The 24,664-nt window shown below is 68.8% G+C and carries 21 protein-coding genes; 3 read left to right on the top strand and 18 right to left on the bottom strand.

Annotation, left to right across the window (positions count from 1 at the left end; all coding sequences use genetic code 11):
* Positions 1–5: 5 nt before the first annotated feature.
* From ACIA58_RS03930 to ACIA58_RS03975, 10 genes are all read right to left on the bottom strand, one after another.
* Positions 6–767, bottom strand: coding sequence for an ABC transporter permease (locus ACIA58_RS03930; RefSeq protein WP_396402075.1), 762 nt, complete (start codon positions 765–767; stop codon positions 6–8).
* Entirely contained in the window at positions 764–1,552 is a 789-nt protein-coding gene (locus ACIA58_RS03935; protein ID WP_396402076.1) for an ABC transporter ATP-binding protein, read from the bottom strand. The genes ACIA58_RS03930 and ACIA58_RS03935 overlap by 4 nt, the downstream gene beginning before the upstream one ends.
* 76 nt (positions 1,553–1,628) lie before the next feature.
* The gene (locus ACIA58_RS03940) at positions 1,629–2,903 is read right to left on the bottom strand and encodes an alpha-L-fucosidase (protein WP_396402077.1); all 1,275 of its coding nucleotides are present in this window, start codon (positions 2,901–2,903) and stop codon (positions 1,629–1,631) included.
* Positions 2,900–4,273, bottom strand: a complete 1,374-nt coding sequence (locus ACIA58_RS03945; RefSeq protein WP_396402078.1) for an FAD-binding oxidoreductase — start codon at positions 4,271–4,273, stop codon at positions 2,900–2,902. Before ACIA58_RS03945 ends, ACIA58_RS03940 begins: the two co-directional genes overlap by 4 nt.
* The gene (locus tag ACIA58_RS03950) at positions 4,270–5,136 is read right to left on the bottom strand and encodes a U32 family peptidase (RefSeq protein ID WP_396402079.1); all 867 of its coding nucleotides are present in this window, start codon (positions 5,134–5,136) and stop codon (positions 4,270–4,272) included. Before ACIA58_RS03950 ends, ACIA58_RS03945 begins: the two co-directional genes overlap by 4 nt.
* Entirely contained in the window at positions 5,133–6,437 is a 1,305-nt protein-coding gene (locus ACIA58_RS03955; RefSeq protein ID WP_396402080.1) for a DUF2088 domain-containing protein, read from the bottom strand. The genes ACIA58_RS03950 and ACIA58_RS03955 overlap by 4 nt, the downstream gene beginning before the upstream one ends.
* Entirely contained in the window at positions 6,437–8,257 is a 1,821-nt protein-coding gene (locus tag ACIA58_RS03960) for an IlvD/Edd family dehydratase (protein ID WP_396402081.1), read from the bottom strand. Before ACIA58_RS03960 ends, ACIA58_RS03955 begins: the two co-directional genes overlap by 1 nt.
* Positions 8,254–9,705: an aldehyde dehydrogenase (NADP(+)) gene (locus tag ACIA58_RS03965; RefSeq protein WP_396402082.1), complete on the bottom strand. Its 1,452-nt coding sequence runs from the start codon at positions 9,703–9,705 to the stop codon at positions 8,254–8,256. The genes ACIA58_RS03960 and ACIA58_RS03965 overlap by 4 nt, the downstream gene beginning before the upstream one ends.
* Positions 9,702–10,595, bottom strand: coding sequence for a fumarylacetoacetate hydrolase family protein (locus ACIA58_RS03970; RefSeq protein WP_396402083.1), 894 nt, complete (start codon positions 10,593–10,595; stop codon positions 9,702–9,704). Before ACIA58_RS03970 ends, ACIA58_RS03965 begins: the two co-directional genes overlap by 4 nt.
* Positions 10,596–10,624: 29 nt before the next feature.
* Complete coding sequence (locus ACIA58_RS03975) at positions 10,625–13,339, bottom strand: UxaA family hydrolase (RefSeq protein ID WP_396402084.1); 2,715 nt, start codon at positions 13,337–13,339, stop codon at positions 10,625–10,627.
* A gap of 122 nt (positions 13,340–13,461) precedes the next feature.
* Between ACIA58_RS03975 and ACIA58_RS03980 the strand changes: the two genes are divergently transcribed.
* Together ACIA58_RS03980 and ACIA58_RS03985 are read left to right on the top strand one after the other, a co-directional pair.
* The gene (locus ACIA58_RS03980; protein WP_396402085.1) at positions 13,462–14,160 is read left to right on the top strand and encodes a GntR family transcriptional regulator; all 699 of its coding nucleotides are present in this window, start codon (positions 13,462–13,464) and stop codon (positions 14,158–14,160) included.
* Positions 14,157–14,567 (top strand): hypothetical protein, encoded by a 411-nt coding sequence (locus ACIA58_RS03985; RefSeq protein ID WP_396402086.1) that lies wholly within the window; start codon positions 14,157–14,159, stop codon positions 14,565–14,567. The genes ACIA58_RS03980 and ACIA58_RS03985 overlap by 4 nt, the downstream gene beginning before the upstream one ends.
* Positions 14,568–14,807: 240 nt before the next feature.
* Here the strand turns inward: ACIA58_RS03985 and ACIA58_RS03990 are convergent, their stop codons facing one another.
* Positions 14,808–16,397: a phosphodiester glycosidase family protein gene (locus ACIA58_RS03990; RefSeq protein WP_396402087.1), complete on the bottom strand. Its 1,590-nt coding sequence runs from the start codon at positions 16,395–16,397 to the stop codon at positions 14,808–14,810.
* A gap of 88 nt (positions 16,398–16,485) precedes the next feature.
* Here ACIA58_RS03990 and ACIA58_RS03995 point away from each other — a divergent pair, with 88 nt between their 5' ends.
* Positions 16,486–16,866 (top strand): VOC family protein, encoded by a 381-nt coding sequence (locus ACIA58_RS03995; RefSeq protein WP_396402088.1) that lies wholly within the window; start codon positions 16,486–16,488, stop codon positions 16,864–16,866.
* Here the strand turns inward: ACIA58_RS03995 and ACIA58_RS04000 are convergent.
* The 7 genes from ACIA58_RS04000 to ACIA58_RS04030 form a co-directional block, all read right to left on the bottom strand.
* A complete protein-coding gene (locus ACIA58_RS04000; protein ID WP_396402089.1) occupies positions 16,863–18,059 on the bottom strand; it encodes a Gfo/Idh/MocA family protein in 1,197 nt (398 codons plus the stop codon). The two genes, ACIA58_RS03995 and ACIA58_RS04000, sit on opposite strands and share 4 nt — an antisense overlap.
* Before the next feature lie 263 nt (positions 18,060–18,322).
* Entirely contained in the window at positions 18,323–19,006 is a 684-nt protein-coding gene (locus ACIA58_RS04005) for a glycerophosphodiester phosphodiesterase (RefSeq protein WP_396402090.1), read from the bottom strand.
* Entirely contained in the window at positions 19,003–20,319 is a 1,317-nt protein-coding gene (locus ACIA58_RS04010; protein WP_396402091.1) for an ABC transporter substrate-binding protein, read from the bottom strand. The genes ACIA58_RS04005 and ACIA58_RS04010 overlap by 4 nt, the downstream gene beginning before the upstream one ends.
* A 2-nt stretch (positions 20,320–20,321) precedes the next feature.
* Positions 20,322–21,134: a carbohydrate ABC transporter permease gene (locus ACIA58_RS04015; RefSeq protein WP_396402092.1), complete on the bottom strand. Its 813-nt coding sequence runs from the start codon at positions 21,132–21,134 to the stop codon at positions 20,322–20,324.
* The gene (locus ACIA58_RS04020) at positions 21,131–22,081 is read right to left on the bottom strand and encodes a carbohydrate ABC transporter permease (protein WP_396402093.1); all 951 of its coding nucleotides are present in this window, start codon (positions 22,079–22,081) and stop codon (positions 21,131–21,133) included. Before ACIA58_RS04020 ends, ACIA58_RS04015 begins: the two co-directional genes overlap by 4 nt.
* Positions 22,078–22,953, bottom strand: coding sequence for an inositol monophosphatase family protein (locus ACIA58_RS04025; RefSeq protein ID WP_396402094.1), 876 nt, complete (start codon positions 22,951–22,953; stop codon positions 22,078–22,080). The genes ACIA58_RS04020 and ACIA58_RS04025 overlap by 4 nt, the downstream gene beginning before the upstream one ends.
* A gap of 41 nt (positions 22,954–22,994) precedes the next feature.
* Positions 22,995–24,392, bottom strand: a complete 1,398-nt coding sequence (locus ACIA58_RS04030) for an MFS transporter (protein WP_396402095.1) — start codon at positions 24,390–24,392, stop codon at positions 22,995–22,997.
* Positions 24,393–24,664: the final 272 nt, after the last annotated feature.

Below are 24,664 nucleotides of genomic sequence, written 5' to 3' on the forward strand. Positions count from 1 at the left end.
TTGCCTCAGGCGATCTTGCGACGGTAGGCGACCATCGCGAGGGCGTACGCCACCACGAGAATGCCGGCACACCACGCCAGCGCGGTCCATACCCCGGAGCCGACTGGTTGCCCGGCCGTCAGGTTGCGAATCGTGTCGACGATCGACGTCACCGGCTGGTTCTCGGCGAACCACCGCACCGGCCCCGGCATGGTCTGTGTCGGCACGAACGCCGAGCTGACGAACGGCAGGAAAAGCAGCGGATAGCCGAACGCGCCCGCGGCCTCGACAGACGACGCGGTGAGCCCGGGAATCACGGCGAGCCAGGTCAGCGCCAACGTGAACAGCATCAGGATGCCCGCGATCGCGAGCCAGTTCAGCACGCCGGCTCCGGAGCGGAAACCCATCAGCAGCGCGACACCGATCACGACCAGGAGCGCGAGCAGGTTCGCGACCAGCGACGTGACGACGTGCGCCCACAGCACGCCGGACCGGGCGATCGGCATCGACTGGAACCGCTCGAAGATCCCGGTCTGCAGATCCATGAACAGCCGGAACGCCGTATAGGCGATGCCGGACGCGACCGTGATGAGCAGGATGCCGGGCAGCATGTAGTTCACGTAGGCCGTGGAGCCGGTGTCGATCGCGCCACCGAAGACGTAGACGAACATCAGCATCATCGCGATCGGCGTGAGAACGGTCGTGACGATGGTGTCCGGGCTGCGGGTGACATGGCGCAGGGTCCGGGCGGTCAGGGCACCGGTGTCGGCGAAGAATCGCGTGCTCATCGTTCCCCTTGGGTGTGGATCGGATCACCGATGACCGCGAGGAAGATCTCCTCGAGGGTCGGCTGCTTCTCGACGTACTGGACCTGGGCGGGTGGGAGGAGCTGCTTGAGCTCGGCGAGGGTGCCGTTCGCGATGATCCGGCCCTGGTGCAGGATCGCGATCCTGTCGGCCAGCTGCTCGGCCTCTTCCAGGTACTGCGTGGTCAGCAACACCGACGTACCGGATCCGGCAAGCTCCTTGACCAGCTGCCACACCTCGATGCGCGCCTCGGGGTCGAGTCCGGCGGTCGGCTCGTCCAGGAAGATCACAGCCGAACTCCCGATCAGGCTCATCGCGATGTCGAGACGCCGGCGCATACCTCCGGAGTACGTCGACACCCTGCGCGTGGCCGCGTCCGTGAGCGCGAAGCGCGCCAGCAGCTCGTCAGCGGTCGCGCCCGGGTTCTCGAGATGCCGCAGCCTGGCGACGAGCACGAGGTTCTCCCGGCCGCTGAGGATCTCGTCGACAGCCGCGAACTGGCCGGTCAGGCTGATGGACTGCCGGACGTCGGCAGCCTGCGTCGCGACGTCGAAGTCGTTGACCGTGACCGTGCCCGCATCGGCTCGCAGGAGCGTGGCGAGAATCCTGATGGTCGTGGTCTTGCCGGCGCCGTTGGAGCCGAGCAGCGCGAAGATGCTGCCCCGCCCCACGTCGAAGTCCACGCCGCGCAGCACTTCCCGCTGCCCGTAGGACTTCTCCAGACCCTGCACGTGAATCGCCGGACCGGCGGCTGCATCAGCTCTCATGTCCGACAGCCTGAAGGGTTGACCCTAGGTCAAGGTCAAGCGATCGAACCCAGCAAGACTCCGGGTCCGGGGAAACTCACAGCGTCGGGTCGAAGTGCACGGACAGCGAGACCGGCACTTCGGCCCGGCTGGACAGGATTCGGACGCGTACGTCGGTGGGCACGATCGGGGCGGGCAGCGTCAGCAGACGGCGATGGCCGATCGTCGTACCGCGGGCGATCTCGGTCCACGACCCGTCGAGCAGCGCGTCGACGGCGAAGGACTCCACCTGCTGCCCGGCCTCGATGTTCTCGCGGAGGTCCAGCACGTTGATCGTTGCCGGCAGCACCAGATCGGTCCCGTAGTACTCGCGTACCGCCTCCCCGAACTCCAGCAGCGCAGCGACATCCGGCGGCGCGAACAGCCCACGCCGATCCGGCGGAATGTTCAGCAGCAGTACGGCGTTGCGACCGACCGACTTGCGATAGATGTCCAGCAGCTCCGGCACCGACTTCACCGCCGCGTCCTCGGACGCGTGATAGAACCACCCCGGCCGGATCGACACGTCGACCTCGGCCGGGTACCACCGCAGCTCGTCGGCCCGCGCCAACTCATCGGGCCCGGCAACAGAAGGCGACGTCTGCGCGGCCACCATCTCCCCGCCCGCGAACGGAACGACGCTCCACTCGGTCTCCCGCGCGAACCCCTCCTCGTTGCCGACCCATCGCACATCCGGCCCACCGATCGCGATGGTCGCATCGGGCGCGAGCCGCCGAATCAGATCGAACCAGGCGTCGTACGCGTAGGTCTGCGCGCTGCTCGTCGGATTCGCCCCGTCGAGCCATACTTCGGCGATCGGCCCGTAGGAAGTCAGCAGCTCGTGCAACTGGTTCAGGTAGAAGCGGTTGTAGTCGTCGACGGTGTAGGTGAGCTCCCCGATGCGCGACTCGATCGCGGGGCTGCCATTGCCGTAGTACCCGCCCGGCGCCTTCTCCTGGTACAGATCCGCCGGCGACAGATAGACCCCGAAACCAAGGCCCGCCGACTGACAGGCAGCCGACAGCTCCGCCACGACATCGCCGGAATACGGGCTCGCGGCAACGGTATGCGGGAGGTACTTGCTCGGCCACAGACAGAAGCCGTCGTGGTGCTTGGCCGTCAGAATCACACTCTTGAACCCAGCGGCAACCAAGGTCTCGACCCACTGAGCGCAATCCAGCTCCGACGGGTCGAACACCGCCGGATCGTCCACACCGGTCCCCCACTCCAGATCCGTGAAGGTGTTCGGACCGAAATGCACGAAGGCGGTCAGCTCCTGCCGCTGCCAGGCGACCTGCCGGGGCGACGGGCGCACGTCGGACGGATCGATCACAGCAGGACCTTCCCTGGGTTGAGGAGGTTGTCCGGGTCGAAGGCGCGCTTGATCCGCCGGTGGAGCTCGAGGCCGACCGGCCCTAGTTCGGTCTCCAGCCAGCTGGCCTTGAGAGTGCCGATGCCGTGCTCGCCGGTGATCGTGCCGCCGAGGCGAAGACCCAGCTCCATCACGGCGCTGAACGCCTCCAGCGCTCGCGCCTCCGCCGCCGGGTCATTGCGGTCGAAGACCACCGTCGGATGCATGTTCCCGTCACCTACGTGCCCTGGGCAACAAATCAGCACCTGGTACTTCGCACCGATCTCGGCGATCCCTCGCAGCAAGGCGACCAACTGCGAACGTGGTACGGAGACGTCGTCGATCAACGTCGTCCCGAGCGGCTCGAGCGCGGAGTTCACCAGCCGGCGCGCCTCGAGCAGCATCCGCGACTCCTCGACGTCCGAGGCTTCCGCGACCTCGATCGCGCCGTGCTCGGCACAGATCGCGGCGATCCGCGCCACGTCATCGGCTGCGCGCGGCCCGCGATCGGACTGCGCGAGCAGCATCGAGCCGACATCCTCCGGGAGACCCATGTCGCGATAGTTCTGGATCGCCCGCAGCGTCGGCTGATCCAGGAACTCCAGCAACGAAGGCCGCAGCCCCGACGCCATCACCGCCGCCGCGGCCGCGATCCCGTCCTCGATCGAGCGGAACGTGGCCGCCGCGGTCAGCGCGGCCTCCGGCGCCGGACGCAACGCCAGTGTCGCCTCGGTCACGACGCCCAGCGTGCCCTCCGACCCCACGATCAACCGCGTCAGGTCGTACCCGGCGACACCCTTCGCCGCCCGCCGGCCGGTGCGAACGACCTCGCCCGACGCCAGCACCACCTCGACGGCGCGCACGAAGTCCGACGTGACGCCGTACTTCACACAGCACAGTCCGCCCGCATTGGTCGCGATGTTGCCGCCGATCGTGGACATCTCCCACGACGACGGGTCCGGCGGATAGAAGAGATCCTGCTCCAGCACTGCCCGCGAGAGATCGGCGTTCACGACACCTGGCTGCACCACCGCGACCTGGTCCTCGACCGAGACCTCGAGGATCCGGTTCATCCGCGCGGTCGACAGCAACAGACACCCGTCGATGGCGTTGGCCGCCCCGGACAGCCCGGTCCGCGCACCTTGGGTGACAACCGGCACTCCGGAAGCTCCGGCGGCCTGCAGGACCTCGACAACCTCGGACGTCGACGCGGGTCGCACGAGCAGGCGCGGCACTCCGGCCGGCGAGAACGTCGCGTGGTCGTGTCGATGACTGTCCAGCACATCGGGATCGTCGACGACCGCGCTGTCACCCAGCGCTGACCGGAGCCGGGCTACCAGCGCATCGCTCATGCCTCATCCTGCTCGGCGAGCAGCCGCAGGATCAACTCCGCCCGCCGGACACGCTCACGGCCGAGCGCTTCCGCCGTGCCGGCCAGGTGGGCACCGACCGGATAGATGTTCGGCGCGTTGCGCAGGCCCATCTTCAGGTAGACGGGGGCCGCGACGCGGACGATCTCCGGTACGTCGTAGAAACGGACGTGGCCGCCCTGGTCGTCGGGGACCTCGATGTACATGTCGATCGGCACCGTCGTGACCGAGCGGATCTCCGCAAGTACCGGCACCGGCAGGTCCGTGGACACGTTCAGGCTGGTCGCCCCGAGACGCTCGTACAGCTGCGCGGTCGGTGCGTTCGGCAACGGCATCAGCACCGAGGTCTTCAACACCAGATCCGCAGGCAGCTCGCCCTCAACCTTCAAGCGGCCCATGATCTCCAGCACACCGATGTCGCCGACGAGCAGACTGCGGACGCCGAGCTCGACCGCCCGGAACGCGTCGCACAGCGAGGCCGCGACCTGGTCGTTGCCCCGCGCAACACCGCCGACCGCGGCCGAGACCTTGGCCTGACCGCCGATGTCCCACGAACCGCGCGGCCCGAGGAACAGGCAGACCTCGACCCCCGAGGACGCGCCGAGCGAGAGCATCTCCTCGATCTCGCCGTCGGTCAGCATCATCACGCCGCTGCCCTGCGACACCCGGTCGATCGTGATGCCGCGCGACTTCGCCTCCTCCAGCACCGCGGTCATCACCCGCGGCCCTTCGCAGGACGGGATCTCCACCTTGTACGGCGAACCGTCCGGGAACGTCCGGGCCGAGGTGTCCCCCGGCCCGAAGCCCCGATCGGCGAGCAGGGCACGTGCTTCGCGAAGGTTCATCTCTCGCTCCATGGTCCGAGGCGCCCGGCCGACGTCAGTTCCCGCGCCGTACCGGTGATCTCCAGGTCGAAACGCTCGGCCGCCTCGTCCAGCAGAGCCGGCGTCACCATCAGTTCGTGCGGCGACAGGGTGTCCTTGATCCGCGCCAGCCGCAGCTCGGACCAGTGCCGTCGCCCGCACATCGTCACGGCCGCGAGTACGGCGGCCTCGTCGTCCTCCATCACCATCGGCAGCCGGGAACGACGCGCACCGCCGGCCCCGGAGGTGAGCGCGTTCACGTAGCTCGCCCGCAGGTCGATCTGCTCCAGCAGCCGGGCCGGGACGACGTCGGCCAGGCCGAGCCCGGACGCGTTGCCGTGCGAGGCCGGCGTCAACGAATGCACGCTGATCGCGGCGATCGACGGCGATTCGAACTCCGGGATCCCGTGCACCCAGCACCGGCCGATCACGTTGGTATCCATCCCGGCGCCGGACTTGTCCTTGCCCAGCTCGTCGATCACCAGTACGTCGAGCTTCTCGAAGGGCAGCCGGCCAAGCATGCTGGAAGCCCTTTGCAGCAAGGCATTCTCGGCCGCGCCGGCGATTCCGTCGGCCTCGACGAGCTCGACCGACGCGGTCTGGTCGAGGGAATTCTCCAGGATCGCGAGACCGCCGAGGATCTTGCCCTGTGCAACGACCATCCGGGCCGCCGCCTCGATGTTGCCGCCGAGGGACGGGATGCCGCCGGCGTGCAGCGAGGCCGCGCCCCGATGGTTGCCGAGGCCGATCGCGAGGATCTTCGCGATCCCGCTCTCGATCTGTCCGTGGAAGTCGGTGTGCGGTTTGACGCGGTTCACCAGCAGTACACCGTCGGCCTTCGCCGCGATCGCGTCGTGGTGGATCTCGGTGCCGTCGTCCAAGGTGCCGACGACCAGGGTCTCCATCGTCGCCTCGATTGGGCAGCCGACGGACTCCGGCGTGATACCGAGCCCGGCGAGCATCTCACGCTGCCCGTCCGCGGTCGCGCCGCCGTGCGACCCCATCGCCGGGATCACGAACGGCGCGGCCCCGACCGACTTCAACCAGTCCACGGCCGCCTTGACCACCGGCACCAGATCGCGAATGCCCCGGCTGCCGGCCGTCACTGCAATCCGGGCGTCGGGCTGGATCCGGGCCCGGAGCGGCTCGAGCGCGGACTGCGCGTCGGCGTACGGATCGGCCGAGGTCTGCAACTCCGACAGGATCCGCCGGATCGGCGTCACCTGCGGAAGAACGCCGTCCGGCCGAAGCCCGCGGACCGCTTCGAATGGTCCCCAGTTCATCAGTGACTCTGTCGCGCGACGGCCGACCCGGTGCGCCCGACCAGGAAGTCGAGGTCGCAGCCCTGGTTGGCCTGGGTCACGTGGTCCACGTACAGGCGGGCCCAGCCGCGGTCTGTCGGCGGCGTAGGCGGCTGCCAGTCGGCTCGCCGCTTCTCCAGCTCCTCGTCCGGCACGTCCAGATGCAGGCGTCGAGCCGGTACGTCGAGCTCGATCCAGTCACCGGTCCGCACCAACGCCAGCGGCCCACCGACGGCCGCCTCCGGCGTCACGTGCAGGACGACGGTCCCGTACGCCGTACCGCTCATCCTGGCGTCCGAGATCCGCACCATGTCGTCGACGCCGATCTCGGCGAGCTTGCGCGGGATCGTCATGTTGCCGACCTCGGGCATCCCCGGATACCCGCGCGGGCCGGCGTTCTGCAGCACCAGCACGGTGTCCTCGTCGACGTCCAGATCCGGGTCTTCGACCGCCTTGTCGTAGTCCTCGATGCTGCTGAACACCAGCGCCTTGCCGCGGTGCCGCGACAGCCGCTCGGACGCGGCCGACTGCTTGATGACCGCCCCGTCCGGCGCGAGATTCCCCTTCAGTACGGCGGTCCCCGCGCCGCTGCCGAGCGGATCGCCGACCGGCCGGATCACGGCGTACGTCGGACTGCCCGGAGCACCGCCGGGGTACGTCGCCTCGATCCGTTCGGCGTTCGCGACGTTCTCGCCGATGGTCTTGCCGGTGACCGTGATCGAGTCGGTCTTGAGCAGCGGCAGGATCTCCTTCAGTACCGCCGGCAGACCGCCTGCGTAGTAGAAGTCCTCCATCAGGTACTTGCCCGACGGCTGCAGGTCGACCAGCCACGGGACGCCGCGCGCCCACTCGTCGATGTCGTCCAGCGTCACGTCGACGCCGACCCGGCCGGCGATCGCGAGCAGGTGGATGACGAAGTTCGTCGAGCCGCCGATCGCGGCGTTCGACCGGACGGCGTTCGCGAAGGCGTCCCGGGTGAGGATGTCGCTGATCTTGAGGTCTTCCTTCACCATCTCGACGATCCGCTGCCCGGACTTCTGGGCGACCACGTACCGGCGGGAGTCGACGGCGGGGATGGCCGCGCCGCCGGTCAGCTGCAGACCGAGCGCCTCGGCCATACAGGCCATCGTCGACGCCGTGCCCATGGTCATGCAGTGGCCGTTGCTGCGCGACTGGCCGGCCTCGGCCGCGGCGAAGTCCTCAGCTGACATCCGGCCCGCGTTGAGGTCCTGGGTGAAGCGCCAGACCGCCGTACCGGAGCCGATGTCGCAGCCGCGGAATTTACCGTTCAACATCGGACCGCCGGTGACGACGATCGTCGGCAGGTCGACGCTGGCGGCGCCCATGATCGAGCCGGGCGTCGTCTTGTCGCAGCCGGTCAGCAGCACCACACCGTCGAGCGGGTTGCCGCGCAGCGATTCCTCGACGTCCATGCTGAGCAGGTTGCGGAACAGCATGGCGGTCGGCCGCAGCAACGTCTCGCCGAGCGACATGACCGGGAACTCCAGCGGGAACCCGCCGGCCTGCCAGACGCCGCGTTTGACCGAGTCGGCGAGCCGGCGCAGGTGCGAATTGCACGGCGTGAGCTCGGACCAGGTGTTGCAGATCCCGATCACCGGGCGGCCGTCGAAGGCCTCCTCGGAGAAGCCCTGCGACTTCATCCACGACCGGTGGATGAACCCGTTGCGGCCGTGCTCCCCGAACCAGTGGTCGAAACTCCGTCGCCCGCTCGAAGCCGGCGCCGATTCACCGGCCAGGACTTCGCCCTCGGCCGGGTCGTTGGTCGGAGGTACATCAGTCATCGCGACACCTCACCTGTGGTCACGGTTCCGTTCACCCGGCGGCTGATGCCGGCCGGGTTCGAGTCCTTCAGTACGCCGGGGAGCACCGCATCCGGAGCGTCCTGGTACGCCACCGGCCGCTGGAACCGCCGCGCGGCGGTCACGCCGACGCTGGTGTGGATCGAGCCGACCGTTGACGGGAAGGGGCCGCCGTGGTGCTGCGCCCAGGAGACGGCGACGCCCGTGGGCCAGCCGTTCCAGAGGACGCGACCTGCGCGGGCGGTCAGCAGCGGGAGGAGTTCGCGGGCCAGGCCGGCGTCTTCGTCCTCGGCGTGCAGGGTCGCGGTCAGATTGCCTTCGAACGCTTCGACAGCCGTTGTCAGCTGGTCGACGCCGTCGTACTCGACGACGATGGAGACGGGCCCGAAGCACTCCTCGAGGATCTCGTCACGGCGGGCGAGCAGCTCGGTGACCGTTGTCTGCAGCAACGTCGCGGCGCCGGTCGACCAGACGCGAAGGCCGTCGACCTTCTCGAGTCGGTCGAGGCCGGAGCTGAAGCCGCCCTTGATGCGGTCGTTGAGCATCGGAGCCTCGGCGACCCCGCCGACCGCCTCGGCGAGCTGCTCCCGCAGACCGTGGCCGGCCGGCAGGAAGAGCAACCCGGGCTTGGTGCAGAACTGCCCGACGCCGAGGGTGAACGAGCCGACGTACCCGGTGGCGATGTCCTTGCCGCGGGCATCGATCGCGGCCTGGGTGACGAAGACCGGGTTCAGGCTGCCGAGCTCGCCGTAGAACGGGATCGGCTCCGGACGGGTGACCGCGATCTCGTGCAACGCCTTGCCGGCCGGGACCGAACCGGTGAAGCCGGCCGCGGTGATGCGCGGGTCCTTCAGCGCCGTGACGCCCACGTCGAAGCCCGCGATCAGGCCGAACGCTCCATCCGGTGCTCCGGCGGCCTTGAGTGCCTCGATCATCACCTCGGCGGTCCGCGCGGACAGCTCCGGGTGCCCCGGGTGCGCCTTGACAATGACCGGGCAGCCGGCCGCGAGTGCGGAGGCGGTGTCGCCGCCGCACACGCTGAACGCGAACGGGAAGTTGCTGGCAGCGAACACCAGGACCGGCCCGAGCGGGACCAGCACACGGCGGAGGTCCGGTCGAGGTACCGGCTTGGCCTGCGCGTCGGCGGTGTCGATGACGACCTCGAGCAACGAGCCTTCTTCGAGCACGTCGGCGAACATCCGCAGCTGTCCGGTGCTACGGGCAACCTCACCGGTCAACCGGGCCTGCGGCAACGAACTCTCACGGATCGCAATCGGCACCAGCTCGTCGGACGCCGCATCCAACGCGTCCGCGACAGCGCGGATCCACCCGGCCCGGACGGCCGGCTCGGACGCACCGAACGCGGGAGCGGCGGCCGCCGCGGCCGCCAGCGCCTGCTCGAGCTCGGCGGGCGTGGTGTCGTGCGTCATCGGATTCCCTCCAGGTTGTCGGTTGCGAGGAACGCGAACGGTTCCCGGCCTACTGCCACGGTATTCGTGAGGGTGCCGACCTCGTCGATGGTGATCGTGATGACGTCGCCCGGGGCCAGCGCGAAGTCGAGCTCCGGGACGATGCCGGTGCCGGTCGCGAGGATGACGCCGTCGGGAAAGTCGTTCGGCAGGAACAGCACGTCGACCAGGTCCTGCAGCTCCCGCACCAGCTTCGCCGTCGTCGTGGTGTCCGAGAAGACCTCCGCGCCGTCACGCTCGATCACCAGCCGGATCCCGAGGTTCTTCGGATCGGAGACCTCCCACACCGGCCGGATCCCCGACGCCAGCGAGCATCCACCAGCGAACAGCTTCGCCTGCGGTACGTACAGCGGGTTGACGCCCTCGATCGAGCGCGAACTCATGTCGTTGCAGACCGTGAACCCCACGATCTCACCGTGGCTGTTGGCAACGACCGCCAGCTCCGGCTCCGGTACGTCGTGGCCGGAATCCGACCGGATCCCGACCGGCTCACCGTTCACCACGACCCGCCAGGCCGGCGCCTTCTGGAACAGCTCCGGACGGTCGGCGCTGTAGACCTTGTCGTACACCGACTGCTCGGAGCTCTCCTCCATCCGGGCGCCGCGCGACCGCTCGTACGTCACGCCCGCGCACCACACCTCGCCACGGCCGTCGAGCGGCGGCAGGAACTTCAGCCCTTCGGCCGGCTCAGCCTCCCCCAGCTTGCCGACTGCCGCCCGCAGGTCGTCGAGCGAGAGCTGCAGCAGCTCCGCGAAGGTGTTGATTCCGGGGAGCGACGCCACGGTGTCACCGGTGCGGACACCGGCGATCGGACGGCCGTCGACCGGGGACAGATAACGGACGAGGTGCATTGACGAGCCTTTCATTTCTGAACGCACAGTTACATCGAGGTGCCGAGCAGACCACGGGTGATCTGGAAACCAACATTGCCGGAGGCAACAGCTTTGGGGACGAGCCGGCGGCCGGCGACCGCGGCGACGGTGTCGAGCCCGATCCGCGCCTGCTCGGCCGCGTCGCCGGTGGCGACCGCGTCGAGGTCGTCGCCGTACGTCGCGACCGTCTCCGGGTCGTTGCTGAACTCAACCACCGGGACGAACCGCTGGGCCGACAAGGTGCCGCCGGCAACATGCGCGAGGATCTGCTGGACCCCGGTCGCACCGAACCCGGTCGCGGTCTCCATCCAGTCGGTGCCCGGCATCCGCATCACGTGCCAGCCCGGCTCGGCGAACCGCTGCCCGTGCGCGACGGTCGGTCCGGCCGCATCGGCCGACCCGAACGCCGCCGTACGGAAGCCGTCGTTCGCAAGCAGGGCGCCGCGCGACGACAGTACGACGGACCCGCCGGAGCCGACGATCTCGCGGCCGATCAACGCGAACGCCTCGGCCGTCGCCGCCGACAGCGGACCCCGCGCTTCGAGTCCGACGGTCAGCGCGCCGAGATCCCCACGCTCCTCGACCGGAGCGGCCAGCTGGAAGCTGCCGAACCAGTCCTTCACCTTGTTACCGACGGCATCGAGACCGCCGTCCGCCTGGATGCTGGCCCAGCCGAACCGGGACGGATCGGCACCGGCCTCGACCAGCCGCGAGCGGAAGTAGTCGTTGTGGGTCTTCTCGCAGCCGTGCTCCAGCAACAGCGCCATCCGGGTATTCGGATGCAGGAGGTACCCGAGCATGGTCCGAGCGAACGTCTCCTCGGACGCGCCACCACTGCTGCCACAGCCCTCGGTGTGCGGAAGGGCGACCATCCAGGTGACCGAGTCGCCGGCCCATTTCTCCAGCTCCGCCTGCGCCGCGAGGCGTAGCGCGATCTGGCCGGAGCAGAGGCTGGTCGGCAGGATCAGGCCGACCGCCTCGGGCACCAGCCGATCGTCGACCCGGAGGAGCTCAGCCGGAGTGCGCTCGGCGGACGTCAGGCCGCGGTGCGGCAGGCCGTCGAGCGGAGCATCGCGGTCCTCGACCGGGAGGTCTGTCAGCTTGCGGCTCATCCGGCCGTCGGTGGTGATCGAGATTCCCTCGACCGGGCCGACCTGCTTCCAGTTCCGCCAGATCGACACCTGGCTGTGGCCGGCCCGTTCGCCCGCGCTCTTCTCGCCGGACGCGACCCGGATCGTGAGGTCGAACGTCTCCGCGGTCAGATCGGCCATCGGCGTACCGGTCAGGTACTTGCCGGCGTCGACGTCCATCTCGGCGTGCAACCGCTCGTACCGGGCACTCGTCGTGACGAACTTGAGCGTGGGCACGAACGGGAAGTTGGTGATCGAGCCGTTGCCGGTGGTGAAGAAGATCAGGTTGCAGCCGCTGCCGATCTGGCCGGCTACCGACTCGAGATCGTTGCCGGGGCTGTCCATGAAGATGTAGCCGCTGCCCGGCAGCGGTTCGCCGTACTCGATGACGTGGTCGAGGCGGACCTCGCGCGGGAGCTTGCGGGCGGCGCCGATCGACTTGAGCACGATGTTGTACAGCCCGCGGTACACGTTGCCGCCGGACGGGTTGCCCTCGGCGGTGTGGCCGTGCCAGCCGACGCGCTCCTTGAAGGACTTGATGATCGACAGGAAGCGGCGGGCGGTCGCGAGGTCGCGGACGTTGTTCAGCACGTACGGCTCGGCGCCGATCAGCTCGTCGGTCTCCGCGAGCACCGCCGTACCTCCGTGCCGGATCAGCTCGGCGCTGACCTGACCGGCCAGTGGGTTCGCCGAGATCCCGGAGAACGCGTCCGACCCGCCGCACTGCAACGCGATCTTCAGGTCCGCCAGCGGGACCTCTTCGCGCTGTTGCGCGTCGACGATCGGAAGCCAGGGCTCGATCAGCGCGCCGGCTGTCGTCAGGTCGTGCTCGAAGCCGGCCTTGCGGCTGAAGAACGCGTGCGGCACCTTGAGCGACGGGTAGTCGTGCTCGGCCATGAAGTTCTTGATCGCCTCGCCCGAGACGACGTCGCCCTCGGTGTCGACGACCAGTACGGCGCCGACGTTCGGGTTCAGCGTGAAGCCGGCCAGGGTCGCGAGCAGGAAGTGCAGGTTGTTCGGGACCTCGTCCTCGCCGCCCTCGGTGTGCGCGACCGGTACGACGCCGTCGCCGGCCGCCGCGCCGTCGAAGCGCCGCGCGAGCTCGGTGACGAATCCGCTGCTGCGCGAACTGGTCGCCATCAGTACGACGTGGTTGCGCGTGCCGGCCGGCCCCTGCTCCCGGGGGTAGCCGAGGAACGTGCCGGGCTGCTCGACGCTGGTCACCTGCGCGCCGAAGTTCAGCGCGGACTCGTCCAGCTCGTACGGGTCGAGCGGCTCGTTGGTCGCGCTCGGTACCTCGGGCAGACCGTCCACGCCACGGGCAGTCACCGCGGCGAGGCTGGTCGGCGTACACACATAGTCTCCGGGGACCAGGTCGCGGGATGCGCGGGCGAAGGGGGTGTTCCACGAGGTCAGGGCGTCGGCGCTGCTCGTGGGGGCGACCACGAAGCGGTGTCCTTCGAGCACGGTGTGCGGCAGCGTCACCGTCGTACCGCCGAGCTCGACCTCGGTGCCGGCCTCCAGCCGCCGGGAGGCGATCGCGACGTTGTCACCGGGCTCGGGCAGAACGCCGATCTCTTCGAACCTCGCCATACGTTCGCGCCTTCCCGTAGCTACCTCGAGCCAGAATCGTGCATGATGCATGATTACTAGTGTTACCCTGCCGAAACCTGACCGGTGGGGTCAAGGGCGCGACCAGATTCCGGAGACAGCTGATGGCTGACGCGTTGGGGCCGATGGAGCCGATAGCGCCGGTGGACCGGCGAGTGCTGCGGCGGCAGATGCTCGCCGACGACGTCTACGAAGCCATCAAGACGATGCTGATGGACCACGTCATCCGCCCCGGCGCACGAATCTCGATCGACGGGCTGGCGCGGGAGTTCCAGGTGTCGTCGACGCCGGTCCGGGAGGCGCTGGCGCGGCTGGAGTCGGAGGGTCTGGCGGTCAAGGAGCCGCTCAAGGGGTACCGCGCGACGCCGCTGCTGACGCTGGAGGAGTTCGACGACCTGTACCGGTTCCGTCTGCTGCTGGAGCCGTGGGCCGCGCGCCGGGCGGCTGAGCTGATCTCGCTCGAGGGACGGGAGCTGTTGCGGGCCGAGCTGGCGAACGCGGTCGAACCGACATCGATCGACTACGCCGGGTACAAGTCGCTGACCGCGCACGACAACCGGTTCCACTCGCTGATCACGTCGCTGTCCGGCAGCGAGCAGGTGCGACTCGCGTTCGAGCGTACCCACTGCCACCTGCACATCTTCCGGCTGCACTACAACCGCGACATCGGCCCCGAGGTCCTCACCGAACACCGCACCCTGGTCGAGGCGATCACGTCCGGCGATCCGGCCGGTGCCGAGAAGGCGATGACCCAACACATCGAGAACTCGATGACGCTACGGCTGCGTCGCATCTACGAGTGACGCGCCGGCCGTTCCCGCTAGCGGTGCCGCCGGAGCTGACGGCGTACATCCTCGACTTCCATTGGGATCTCTCGCTCCTGCACGCCCTCCCTCTGCCCGTCGTCGAGCTCCCCTTGGCGGTTTTCGCCGACCACCTCGACCTGCCGTTCTGGGCGTACGACGGCCGCCCTTTCCAGGTCACGCCACACCAGGTCGCCGCCGATCCGGTCACCTACCACGCCCAGTACGAACGCACTGTGGCTGCCGATCTCCGCCACCCCCTGGACGCCGTACGCCACCCCGACAACCGCCTCACCATCCTCGACGGCATCCATCGCCTCCTCCAAGCCGAACTCGACGGCCGAGCCGTCGTCGCCGCACGCGTCCTGCCATGGACCGACCTGGACCGCATCGCCGTTCGCGAGTGAGACCCCCCGCGCGCTGCGCAGCCGACTCCAAGGTGACTGTGAACAAGCGATGGAGACCTCGGACACGGCATAGCTTGTTCAAGGTCTCCAGCAGATGTCCACTGCACGTCGCCTAGACACTCCCTAGCACCACCTCCGCTCCACGCTGGACAACCAGCTAGCTGTCGCCCGGCGATAGCCGGGGGTGGGAGCGTGTGAACCTGCGTAGCACGCGGGGAGGATCCCACCCACCCTCGGCGGCTACTTCGTGATTACCAGGGCGTCTCCGACCGGGCGTTCGCCGGTGGCGTCGGATGGGGTGTTCAGAACTTTGCTGTTGGCAACCATTGTGGTGGAGCCGCCGCCGTCGAGATTGATGGCTTCGGTCAGGTGGAAGGACTTGGCTACTGCGGCGGCCTCGGAGATGGACAGGCCGAGGCTGTTGACGTTGCGGCCGTCGGCGGTGATCAGGACGGTGCGGCCGTGGTCGTCGACGCCGGCGATGGTGCGGGGGTTTCGCTTGTGGACCCAGCCGTAGTAGAAGCTCGGGGTGTCCTGCACCATCCCGTCGGCGGCAGCGGTCGCGTGGAGCTGCCCGTCGCGGACGAGCTCCGGTCCGCCGTTGACGATCGTCGTACGGCGGGACAGTGCGACCGGACGCCCTCGATCGTCGAGCAGCGTCGACCGGACCGACAGCGGACGACCGACCTTCGAGACAGCCAGCAACGGCGCGACAAGGTTGCCGATCGCCTGGACGGTGCGCCCGCCTTCGGGGATCGCGCCGCCGCGGGTCGTCGGGCGGATCGCGGTGACGATGCCGCGGCGGTCGAGGAGCACCTCGGCGCCGGGCCCGCTCGGCGTGGCGACGCCGTACGACGGGTCGAACGCGATCAGTTCGTCGGCGTCGGTGCAGGTCGTGTCGTGCATCGGCTTCGCGGTCGGTACGTCGTCCGCCGTACCGCCGCAGTTGCGGATCAGCCCGGGTACGCGATTCAGGCCGTCCAAGGGCAGGGGCTTGCCGACGCCGCGGACCTCGCCGCGCCAGGTGAAACGGTCGACGGAGGTACCGCGCGGGCCGAGTACGAGGGCTGGGCGGCCGTTCGTGGGTTCGCTGACCAGCCGGCCCTCGTACACGCCGATCCCGGCCGGGTCGCCGGGCGCTCCGGACTTCGGGTCGAGGACGAAGAAGCCGGCGTTGATCGCGGCGGTCGCACCGCTCAGGGTCGCGAGCGTGCTGGTGGTCTCGCGCTGCTCGATGTCCGAGCCGTACGTCGCGTCGAGCGTGCCGCGGAACGTCTTCGGGTCGATCGTGAGGACCTGGACGTGCCACGGACCGGTCGAGCCGGCGATGTCGTCGGGCTCACCGTCCCAGCCGGTGTAGATGCTCGATCCGCTGAGGCCGGCCGCGATCACCTTGGTACGCAGGGCGTCGGCCTCGGCCTTGGTGGCGAACAGTCCGAGCCGGACGCGGTACCCGAGGCTGCCCCCGCCGGCGTCCGCGAGCCGCGGCGTCGGCACATCCTCGACCCGCGGGTCGAGGCCGGCGGCGCGCAGCTTGCCGGCGGCCTTGTTCGCGCCCGCCTGGTCGGAGATCGCGGCAGCGGGAGCGTCAGGATCGGGCGAAGAAGATGGGATGGCGATCTCGACGGTCCACCCGGCGTTGGCGTCGGACTGGCCGCGGACGATCGTCGTCAGCGTGACACCCGGCTGCAGGGTGCGGGTGTCACGGGTCTCGGTGAGGTTGTCCGGGCCGAGCGGGAGATGCTGCGCCGGCGGGGTGGCGACCGCGGTCGTACCACCGAGGGTCAGGGACAGGCAGAGGGCGGACAGGCCCAGGCGTCGCAGGCTCATAGGACGTTCCTACGTTCCGCCCTACCCTGTCGCAACCTGAGCGGAGCGTCGCGTTCTTGAACAACAAACGTCACGTAGCCTCGGTGAGGTGCGCATCGATCGGCTGGATCATCTTGTTCTGACGGTTGCGGATGTGGACACGACCGTCGACTTCTACCGGCGGGTGCTGGGGATGACGCCGGTCACCTTCAAGGGCGGCCGGCAGGCGCTGGCCTTCGGCAGCAGCAAGATCAACCTGCACCAGGCCGGGCACGAGTTCGAACCCAAGGCCGAGCGACCCGGGCCGGGCACGGCGGACCTGTGCTTCATCGTCGACGAGCCGATCGACCAGGTCCGAGCCGAGCTGGTCGCGCACGGCGTCGAGATCGAGGAAGGTCCGGTCGGGCGTACCGGCGCGACCGGACCGATCCTCAGCGTGTACTTGCGCGACCCCGACCGGAACCTGATCGAGCTCAGCAACTACCTCTAGGCAGGCGCGTCGCCGTGGTCGGGGATCTCGAGCTGTACGCCGCCTTGCAGGGCGGACTGGTGCGCGTAGATGCCGGGGAGGGTGTAGCGCGCCGAGACCCAGGCGTTGACCGGCGGGAGGGTCTTGTCGGCGACCGCGCGAACGAAGTCGTCGGCGAGGAAGTGGTGCGAGCCCTCGTGACCGTTGTGCATGCCGGCGAACTCCTCCGGCAGGCGGCTGCGGTCGTGCACCGGGGACAGACCGGAGCGGAACGCGTCGCGCAGCGCCGGGTCGACGTTCGCGAGGTCCGCGTCGTCGAGTGAGCTGCTCGGCTTGGTCTCCATCAGGTGCGAGACGTCCTCGACGCCTTCCTTGTTCTGCCAGAGCGTCGTGGTGGCGAGCTGCTCGAAGCTGCCCTCCGTGCCGAACACGCGCAGCCGCGACTCGCGGATGTGCGACGGGTACCCGACGCGGCGCATCTCGTTGGTCCGCATGATCCCGCCGTCGGCGAGCTTGAACAGGGCGGTCGCGTTCGAGAAGTCGTTGTCGAACTGGCTGATCTCCTGGTCGAAGACGCCGTCGCCGCGGTCGTCCTTGACGCCGATCGCCGACACGTGGGTGGCGTGCTGACCGGTCACCGAGAGAACGTTGCCGACGGCATGCGTCGGGTAGAGCAGCGGCGGGAACGACGCGGTCTTCTTCCACTCGTCGCCGCCGGAGTACTGGTACGCCGCGTAGAACCCGAGGTCCATGTCGTGGACGTAGTCGCCCTCGGAGTAGAACACCCGGCCGAAGGCGCCCTCGGCGAGCTTCTGCCGGCAGTAGACCGAGGACGGGTAGTAGAAACTGGTCTCGCCCATCATGTACGTCAGGCCGGTCTCCTTGACCAGCTCGATGATGCGCGCGATCTGGTCCGCCTCGATCGCCATCGGGACCGTCGAGTACACGTGCTTGCCGGCCTCGAGCGCCTTGATCGCCATCTCCCCGTGCAGCCAGCGCTGCGTGAAGATCGCGACCGCGTCCAGGTCCGAGTCGAGCATCTCCTCGAACGACGCGTGCGTGACTGCGATGCCCTGTTTGGCGGCCATCTCCGCGGTCCGCTCCGGGATGACGTCGGTCAGCCGCACCTCGGACACGTCCGGGTGCGCGGACCACAGCCGCAGGAACGAAGGAGCGAACTGGCCGGCGCCGGCCACACCGATGCTGATTCCCATGCGGGACAGGCAATCACACATTTATGTTCTACGGAAGAACAAATTCAGACGTTGGAATATGCGGAGTCCCACACGCCACACCTCCACTGCCGGGCGCCGCCGGGGCCGGATCGCGTCGTGTCCTGCGGACCAATTGCACCTTGGGCACCCGCCAACCATCCTCGACGAGGCGAAACGGTTGGCGGGTGCTCAAGGTGCAGTCGGGACGGGGTCCAGGCGGACCTCGCTGCGTCGGGACTCGCGGGGTGTGGCAGGGGCGAGGGTCAGCGAATGTGGGATGGGGTGAGCAGGTGGGGGTTGTCGGTGGTGATGCCTTCGACGTCGAGGGCGGCGGCCTGGGTGAGGGTGTCGGCGTCGGGGACGGGCCAGGCGGTGACGGACAGGCCGGCGGCGTGGAGGTCGGCGACGCCCTCGGCGGTCAGGCCGGCGATGCCGCACAGGGACCAGCTGGCCTGGGCGGCTCGGGTACGGGCGATGACGTCCGGGATCTCCGGCGTACGGCCGAAGATGTGGCCGGTCGTCACGTCCGGGAACGCCTCACGGACCGCCAGCAGGATCTCCGGGTGGAAGGACGTGACCAGCGTCCGGGCCGCGAGCGACGGGTCCGCCTTCAGCGACTGCGCCAGCAGCGGTACGGCGGCCTCGGCCTTCACCTCCGCCTGGAAGCGGACGTCGATCGCGGCGACCACCTCGGACCAGGTCGGAATCTGCTCGCCGAGGCCCGCATCCAGCGCGCGGAGCTCGGCGAGCGTCAGCGAAGCGACCTCGCCCGACCCGGAGGTGGTCCGGTCGACGGTGGCGTCGTGCATGATCACCAGCTCCCCGTCGGCCGTCACCCGCAGATCGAGCTCGATCTCGTCGCAACCGTCCGCGACCGCCCGGCGGAACGATCGCAGGGTGTTCTCCGGTTCGGTCCCGAGCGCGCCCCGGTGGCCGGTGATGATCACAGCACCTTCTCCTCGTATTGCCGCTTGACCTCGGTACCGATCGCCTCGAGCCGCTTGGCGACCGACCCGAACACCTTCTGCGGTTTGGCATTGTCCGCGTAGATCTGCTGCAGCCCGGTGTAGATCTGCACGTTCGCGTTCCGCCCGTAGAGCCGGATCGCGTCCTGCTGCCGCGCGTTCTCCAGCTGCGCGATCGCGACACCGTAGTTCGGCTGGTCGGCGATGAGCTTCTTCAGCTCGGTGTCTTCGCGGGCCTTGTTCACCACGGGAAGGTATCCGGTCTGCGTGGTCCACCAGGCCGAGTTTTCCGGATGCGCCAGGAACTGCAGGAACGCCGCCGCGGCCTGTTTGCGCTCGTCCGAGATGTTCCGCAGCATCCCGATCCCACCACCGCCGGTCGCCAGCCCGGTCGCGACCTCGGACGGGATGAACCCGGCCCCGACCTTGAACTTCGCCTTGCTGCTGATGGATTTCATGCCGCCGGTCGATTCCTGGATCACCGCGACCAGCCCGTTGGCGAAGTCCGTACTCGGGCTGCTCGCCATGTACGCCGCGCCGAGATCGTGCACCATCGACCGCTGCCACTCACCCGCCGCGACCGCGCCGGCCTCGTCGATCGTCACGTCCAGCCCGCGCGAATACGCGCCGCCGAACTGCCACACGTTGCCCTGGAACTGCCAGTCGCCGTCGATCTTCGCGAAGGCGATAGTCCGGAGCGACCGCCCGCCGGACTGCACCTTCGCCAGCGATGGCACCCACGACCGCAGCTCGCTCCAGGTCCGCGGCGCCCGGTCCGGCAGCCCCGCCTTCTCGAACGCGTCGCGGTTGTAATAGAGGATCGGCGTACTGCGCGCGAACGGAACCGCCCAGCTCTGCCCCTTCACGACGTACTCCCCGAACAGCTTCGCCTGGTAGACGCCAGGCCCGAAGCCGTCGTTGAAGTAGCCGTTCAGCGGTTCGAGCGCGTCGTTCAGGAAGAACCGCTCCCAGGTGACATCGGACAGTACGGCGAGATCCGGCGCCTGCTTCGCGACGAGCGCGGCCGCGACCTTCTGCGCCACGTCGTCGTAGCTGCCCTGGAACTGCGTCTCGACGTACACGGCGTCCTGCGAGTCGTTGAACTTGGCAACGAGTTTGTCGACCGCCTTGCCGTTCGCCCCGCCGTACGGCGACCAGAAGACGACCCGCGTGCGGTTGGCGTACTGCTTCGGAATCGTCCCGGCCGGCTGCGAATAGACCGCATCCACCGACCGGTAACCGCAGCCCGCGAGCGTCAGACCGGCTGTCACTCCGAGGAAAGTCCTGCGTCGCATGCTCATCCCTTCAGAGCTCCCTGGGTGATACCACCGACGATGTAGCGCTGGGCGATCAGGAAGATCAGCAGCATCGGCGCGAGCACCAGCAACGTGCCGGCCATGATCGTGCCCCAGGCGGCGAGCCCCTCCTCGTCCTTGAGGATCAGCAGCCCGACCGGCAGCGTCCGCATCGACGCGGTGTTGGTGACGATCAGCGGCCAGACGAAGTTGTTCCACTCCTCCACCGCGGTGATGACCACGACCGTGATCAGCATCGGCTGCGACATCGGCAGGACGACGCGCCACAAGGTGCGCAGGTGCCCGGCGCCGTCGACCGCGGCCGCGTCCGTCACCTCGGTCGGCAACGTGAGGAAGTGCTGGCGCATCAGGAACGTCGCGAACGCGGACCCGATGCCGGGGATGATCAGCCCGGCGTACGTGTTGATCCAGCCGAGCGACGCGACCGTCAGGTAGTTCGGCAGCAGCGTCACGTGCCCGGGCACCATCATCGCGCCGAGCACCGCGAAGAACAGGATCTTCTTGAACGGGAATCGCAAGTAGGCGAAGGCGTACGCCGTCAGCACCGCGTTGATCACCTTCAACGCCGTACCCACCACGGTGATGATCGTGGAGTTCAGGAAGAACCGGTCGAACGGCGCGGCCTTCCAGGCCAGGCTGAAGTTCTCCCAGGTCAGATGCGGCCACCACGCCGGCGGCCATTGGTAGATCTCACTCGGCTGCTTGAACGCCGTGGACAGCAACCAGTACAGCGGTCCGAGGAACACGGCCGCCACACCGATCAGTACGACGTACTGAATCGCGCGCGCCTTCATCGGTAATGCACCCGCCTCTCCATCACCTTGGCCTGCACCGTGGTGACGACCAGCAGGATCACGAACATGATGATCGACAGCGTCGCCGCGCGGCCCGCGTTGAACGCCTGGAAACCCTCGTTGTAGATCGACCAGCTCAGCGTGGTGGTGGCATCACCAGGGCCACCACCGGTCATCACCGCGATCACGTCGAAGGCCTGGAACGTGCCGATCACCGTGGTGATCAGCAGGAAGAAGGTGATCGGGGCAAGCAACGGCAGCTTGATCGCCCGGAACCGCGTCCAGGTCGACGCGCCGTCGATCGCGGCCGCCTCGTCGAGCTCCTTGGGCAGGCCCTGCAGACCGGCCAGGTAGATCAGCGCGGCGAAGCCGACGTTCTTCCACAGGTAGACGATGACGAGGCCGGGCAGCGCCCAGTCGGAGTTGTTCATCCAGTCCGGCGGCTCCGCGCCGAACGGCTCGATCAGCGCCCGCATCAGGCCGTACCCCGGGTCGAAGATGAACGCCCAGATGGTGGCGACCGCGGCACCGGACAGGATGTGCGGCGCGAACGCGATCGTCCGGACCGCGCCCCGGCCCTTCAGCGGCAGGTTGAACAGGAACGCCAGAGCGAGGCCGATGATCAGGCTGCCGACCACGATCAGGCCGGTGAAGACGACGGTGATCCACAGGGTCTTGTGGAACGCCGGGTCGGTCAGCGTCCGGCCGTAGTTCGCGAGGCCGATGAACTTCGGCCGGGCGGCGATCATGTTCCAGTCGGTCAGGCTGAGGAACGCGTTGTAGATGATCGGCCAGTACGCGAAGACCGCGATCACCAGCAGGTTCGGCGCGACCAGCAGGGCGAACAGCCCGTACTCGCGCCGGCGCCGGCGTTTCAGCTGATCGTTGCCGTCAGCAATTGTTCGTTCGTCCGGATGCGTCCGGGCCGGCAGGTCTACTACCGTCACACCGACCTCCTTGGGGTTGTGAGCAGGTCGAGAAGCGGCACGGCCAGAGAGGGGGCGGCCGCCAGGATGCCTTGCGGGAAAGCCGTTCCGGGTCCGCGGACCACCGTAGCGCCCGCCTCGCGAGCGATCAGCGCGCCGGCGGCGACGTCCCACGGCTGGATGAGGTGCTCGTAGTACGCGTCCGCCGTACCGTCCGCGACCGAGCACAGGTCGAGGGCCGCGGACCCGCCGCGCCGGATGTCCCGTACGGCGGGAAGCAGGTCCTGCAGCAGCGCGGCCTGCTCGGCCCGACGATCCGGCAGGTACGAGAAGCCCGTGCACACCAGGGCGCTCTCCAACCCGACCTCCCGCATCGGACCCAACCGCCGACCGCCATACCAAACCGTTTGGTATGGCGCGTCGTCGCGGGCATACCAAACCGTTTGGTATGGCGGGGTGTCGCGGCGGTGAGCGCCTCCGTCGCGGGTGGCGGACCAGGTGCTGCCGGTGCGGGGCTGGTGGACTACGCCCGCGACGGCGCCGTGTTCGTCCTCGACGGCGATCGAGACGCACCAGTCGACGCGGCCGTACAGATAGTTGACCGTGCCGTCGAGAGGATCGATCACCCAGGTCAGACCGGTGGTCGAGGGGCGGGAAGCACCTTCCTCACCGAGCAGTCCGTCGCCGGGACGGGCCTGCGTGAGACCGTCGGTGATGAGCTTCTCGGAGGCGCGGTCGGCCGCGCTGACCGGGTCGTTGACCGAGGTTTTGGTTTCGACACCGGCGGCGTCGATCGAGAGACTCTGCTGACGGGCCAGGAGCTCCTCGCCCGCCGCGACCGCCAACTGAATGGCCAGTTCACGCAGGTCAGCGGGTGTCGGGGAGGCGGACATGCCGGTGAAATTATCACCGTTCGATGGTTACGTATAGAGAATCACTGTGATTTTCTCACGAAGATCACATCCAGAAGCAGAATCGTTGCAATCCCGCCGACCAGCAGCCCGAGCCGGTGCAGCCCGGCGTCGGTCGCCGGCCCCGCGAAGACGAGTGCGATCGCGGCCGCGGCGAGGTTTGCCCCGACGTACTGCGAGGTCCGGAACAGCCCGGCCGCCGCGCCGGCTACCTCGGGCGGGGCGGCACGGTAGACGGCCAGCTGGTTGCCGAGTCCGTTGAAGCCGTTCGGTACGCCGAGGACCGCGCTGATCAGCACGAGGACGACGATCGGCGTACCCGCGTGAACTCCGAAGGCCAGCGCCGCACCCCCGCCCAGCAGGCCGGCCGAACCGATCATCAGCAACAGCCGCGGGCCGTGGTGGCGAGCGAGTTTGGTCGCGATCGCGACGGTGATCGCGCCGAGGGTGGCGATCGGGAGGACGACCAGGCCGACCCGCGTCGGGTCGAGGCCGCGGGCCTGCTCGAGCCAGCCGGGGAGTCCGTAGAAGATGGCGTAGAAGGCGACGTACGTGAGCATCGTGCGGAGGTAGCCGAGGGAGAGCGGCGCGCTCCGGGCAAGCAGCCGTACGTCGACGAACGGGGTCGCGGAGCGGCGCTCCCAGAGAATGAACAGAGCGGTCAGCGGGACCGCTGCCGCGAGCAACCACCAGTTCGGATGGGTCGTCAGCGAAAGCAGGACGAGCATCAGCGCAGTCATCGCGAGCGTGAACAGGACCAGTCCCGCGAGGTCGATCTCCCGCCACAGCTTGCGATCGTCGTCTGCCGGCCGGGGCGGATCCTTGGGCACGAGGCGGAGTACGGCGATGCCCGCGACGGCGGCGACCGGGAGGTTGACGAGGAAGATCGCCTGCCAGTCGAAGGTGCCGACGAGGAAACCGCCGACACTCGGTCCGAGCGCAGCCGAGGTTTGCGCGAAGACGGACAGCAGCCCCAGCGCGCCGACCGCGGAGGCCTTCCGCCGGTCGGCGATCCGCCGGATCATCGCGACACCCGAAGGGAACTGCGCGCCGGTCCCGATGCCGAGCAGCACCCGCGCGACGATCAGCCACCCGAGGCTCGGCGCGAGCGGAGCCAGCGCGGACACGACCGCCACGAGAGCAAGGCCCGCGAGAAACACTCGCCGGGCGCCGACCAGGTCAGCCAGTCGACCGGCCGTCGGAGCCGAGACTGCAGTCGCGAGGTAGAGGCCGGAGACCAGCCACTGCGTCTCGGTCCCCGCGTGGAAGTCCGCGCCGATCGCGACCAGGGCAACGGCGATCATCGACGAGTTCAACGGCTGCAACAACGTGCCGAGACCAACTGACGAGGCGTACCGCGCCGGCAGTCCTGGCTGAGCAGCGCCGTCCCCGGCCGCCCGCTCCTCGGCCACCTTGGTCACGCGACCACCCCCCGGCAGCCCCAACGCATCTGAGGGGTTGACCCCGCAGTTGGTGGGTTCGGAACCCCGACTCCCAGGGGCCAACCCACAATCTGAGGGGTCAACCCCTCAGATGCCGACCACCTGGCTTGAGCCAGCGCGGGTGGCGCGGGCAGCGCGGATGGCGCGGGCAGCGCGGGTGGCGCGGGTGGCGCGGGCAGCGCGGGCAGCGCGGGCAGCGCGGGCAGCGCGGGTGGCGCGGGTGGCGCGGGCAGCGCGGGCAGCGCGGATGG

It is taken from the genome of Kribbella sp. NPDC051586 (assembly GCF_044453965.1).
Classification (GTDB): Bacteria; Actinomycetota; Actinomycetes; order Propionibacteriales; family Kribbellaceae; genus Kribbella.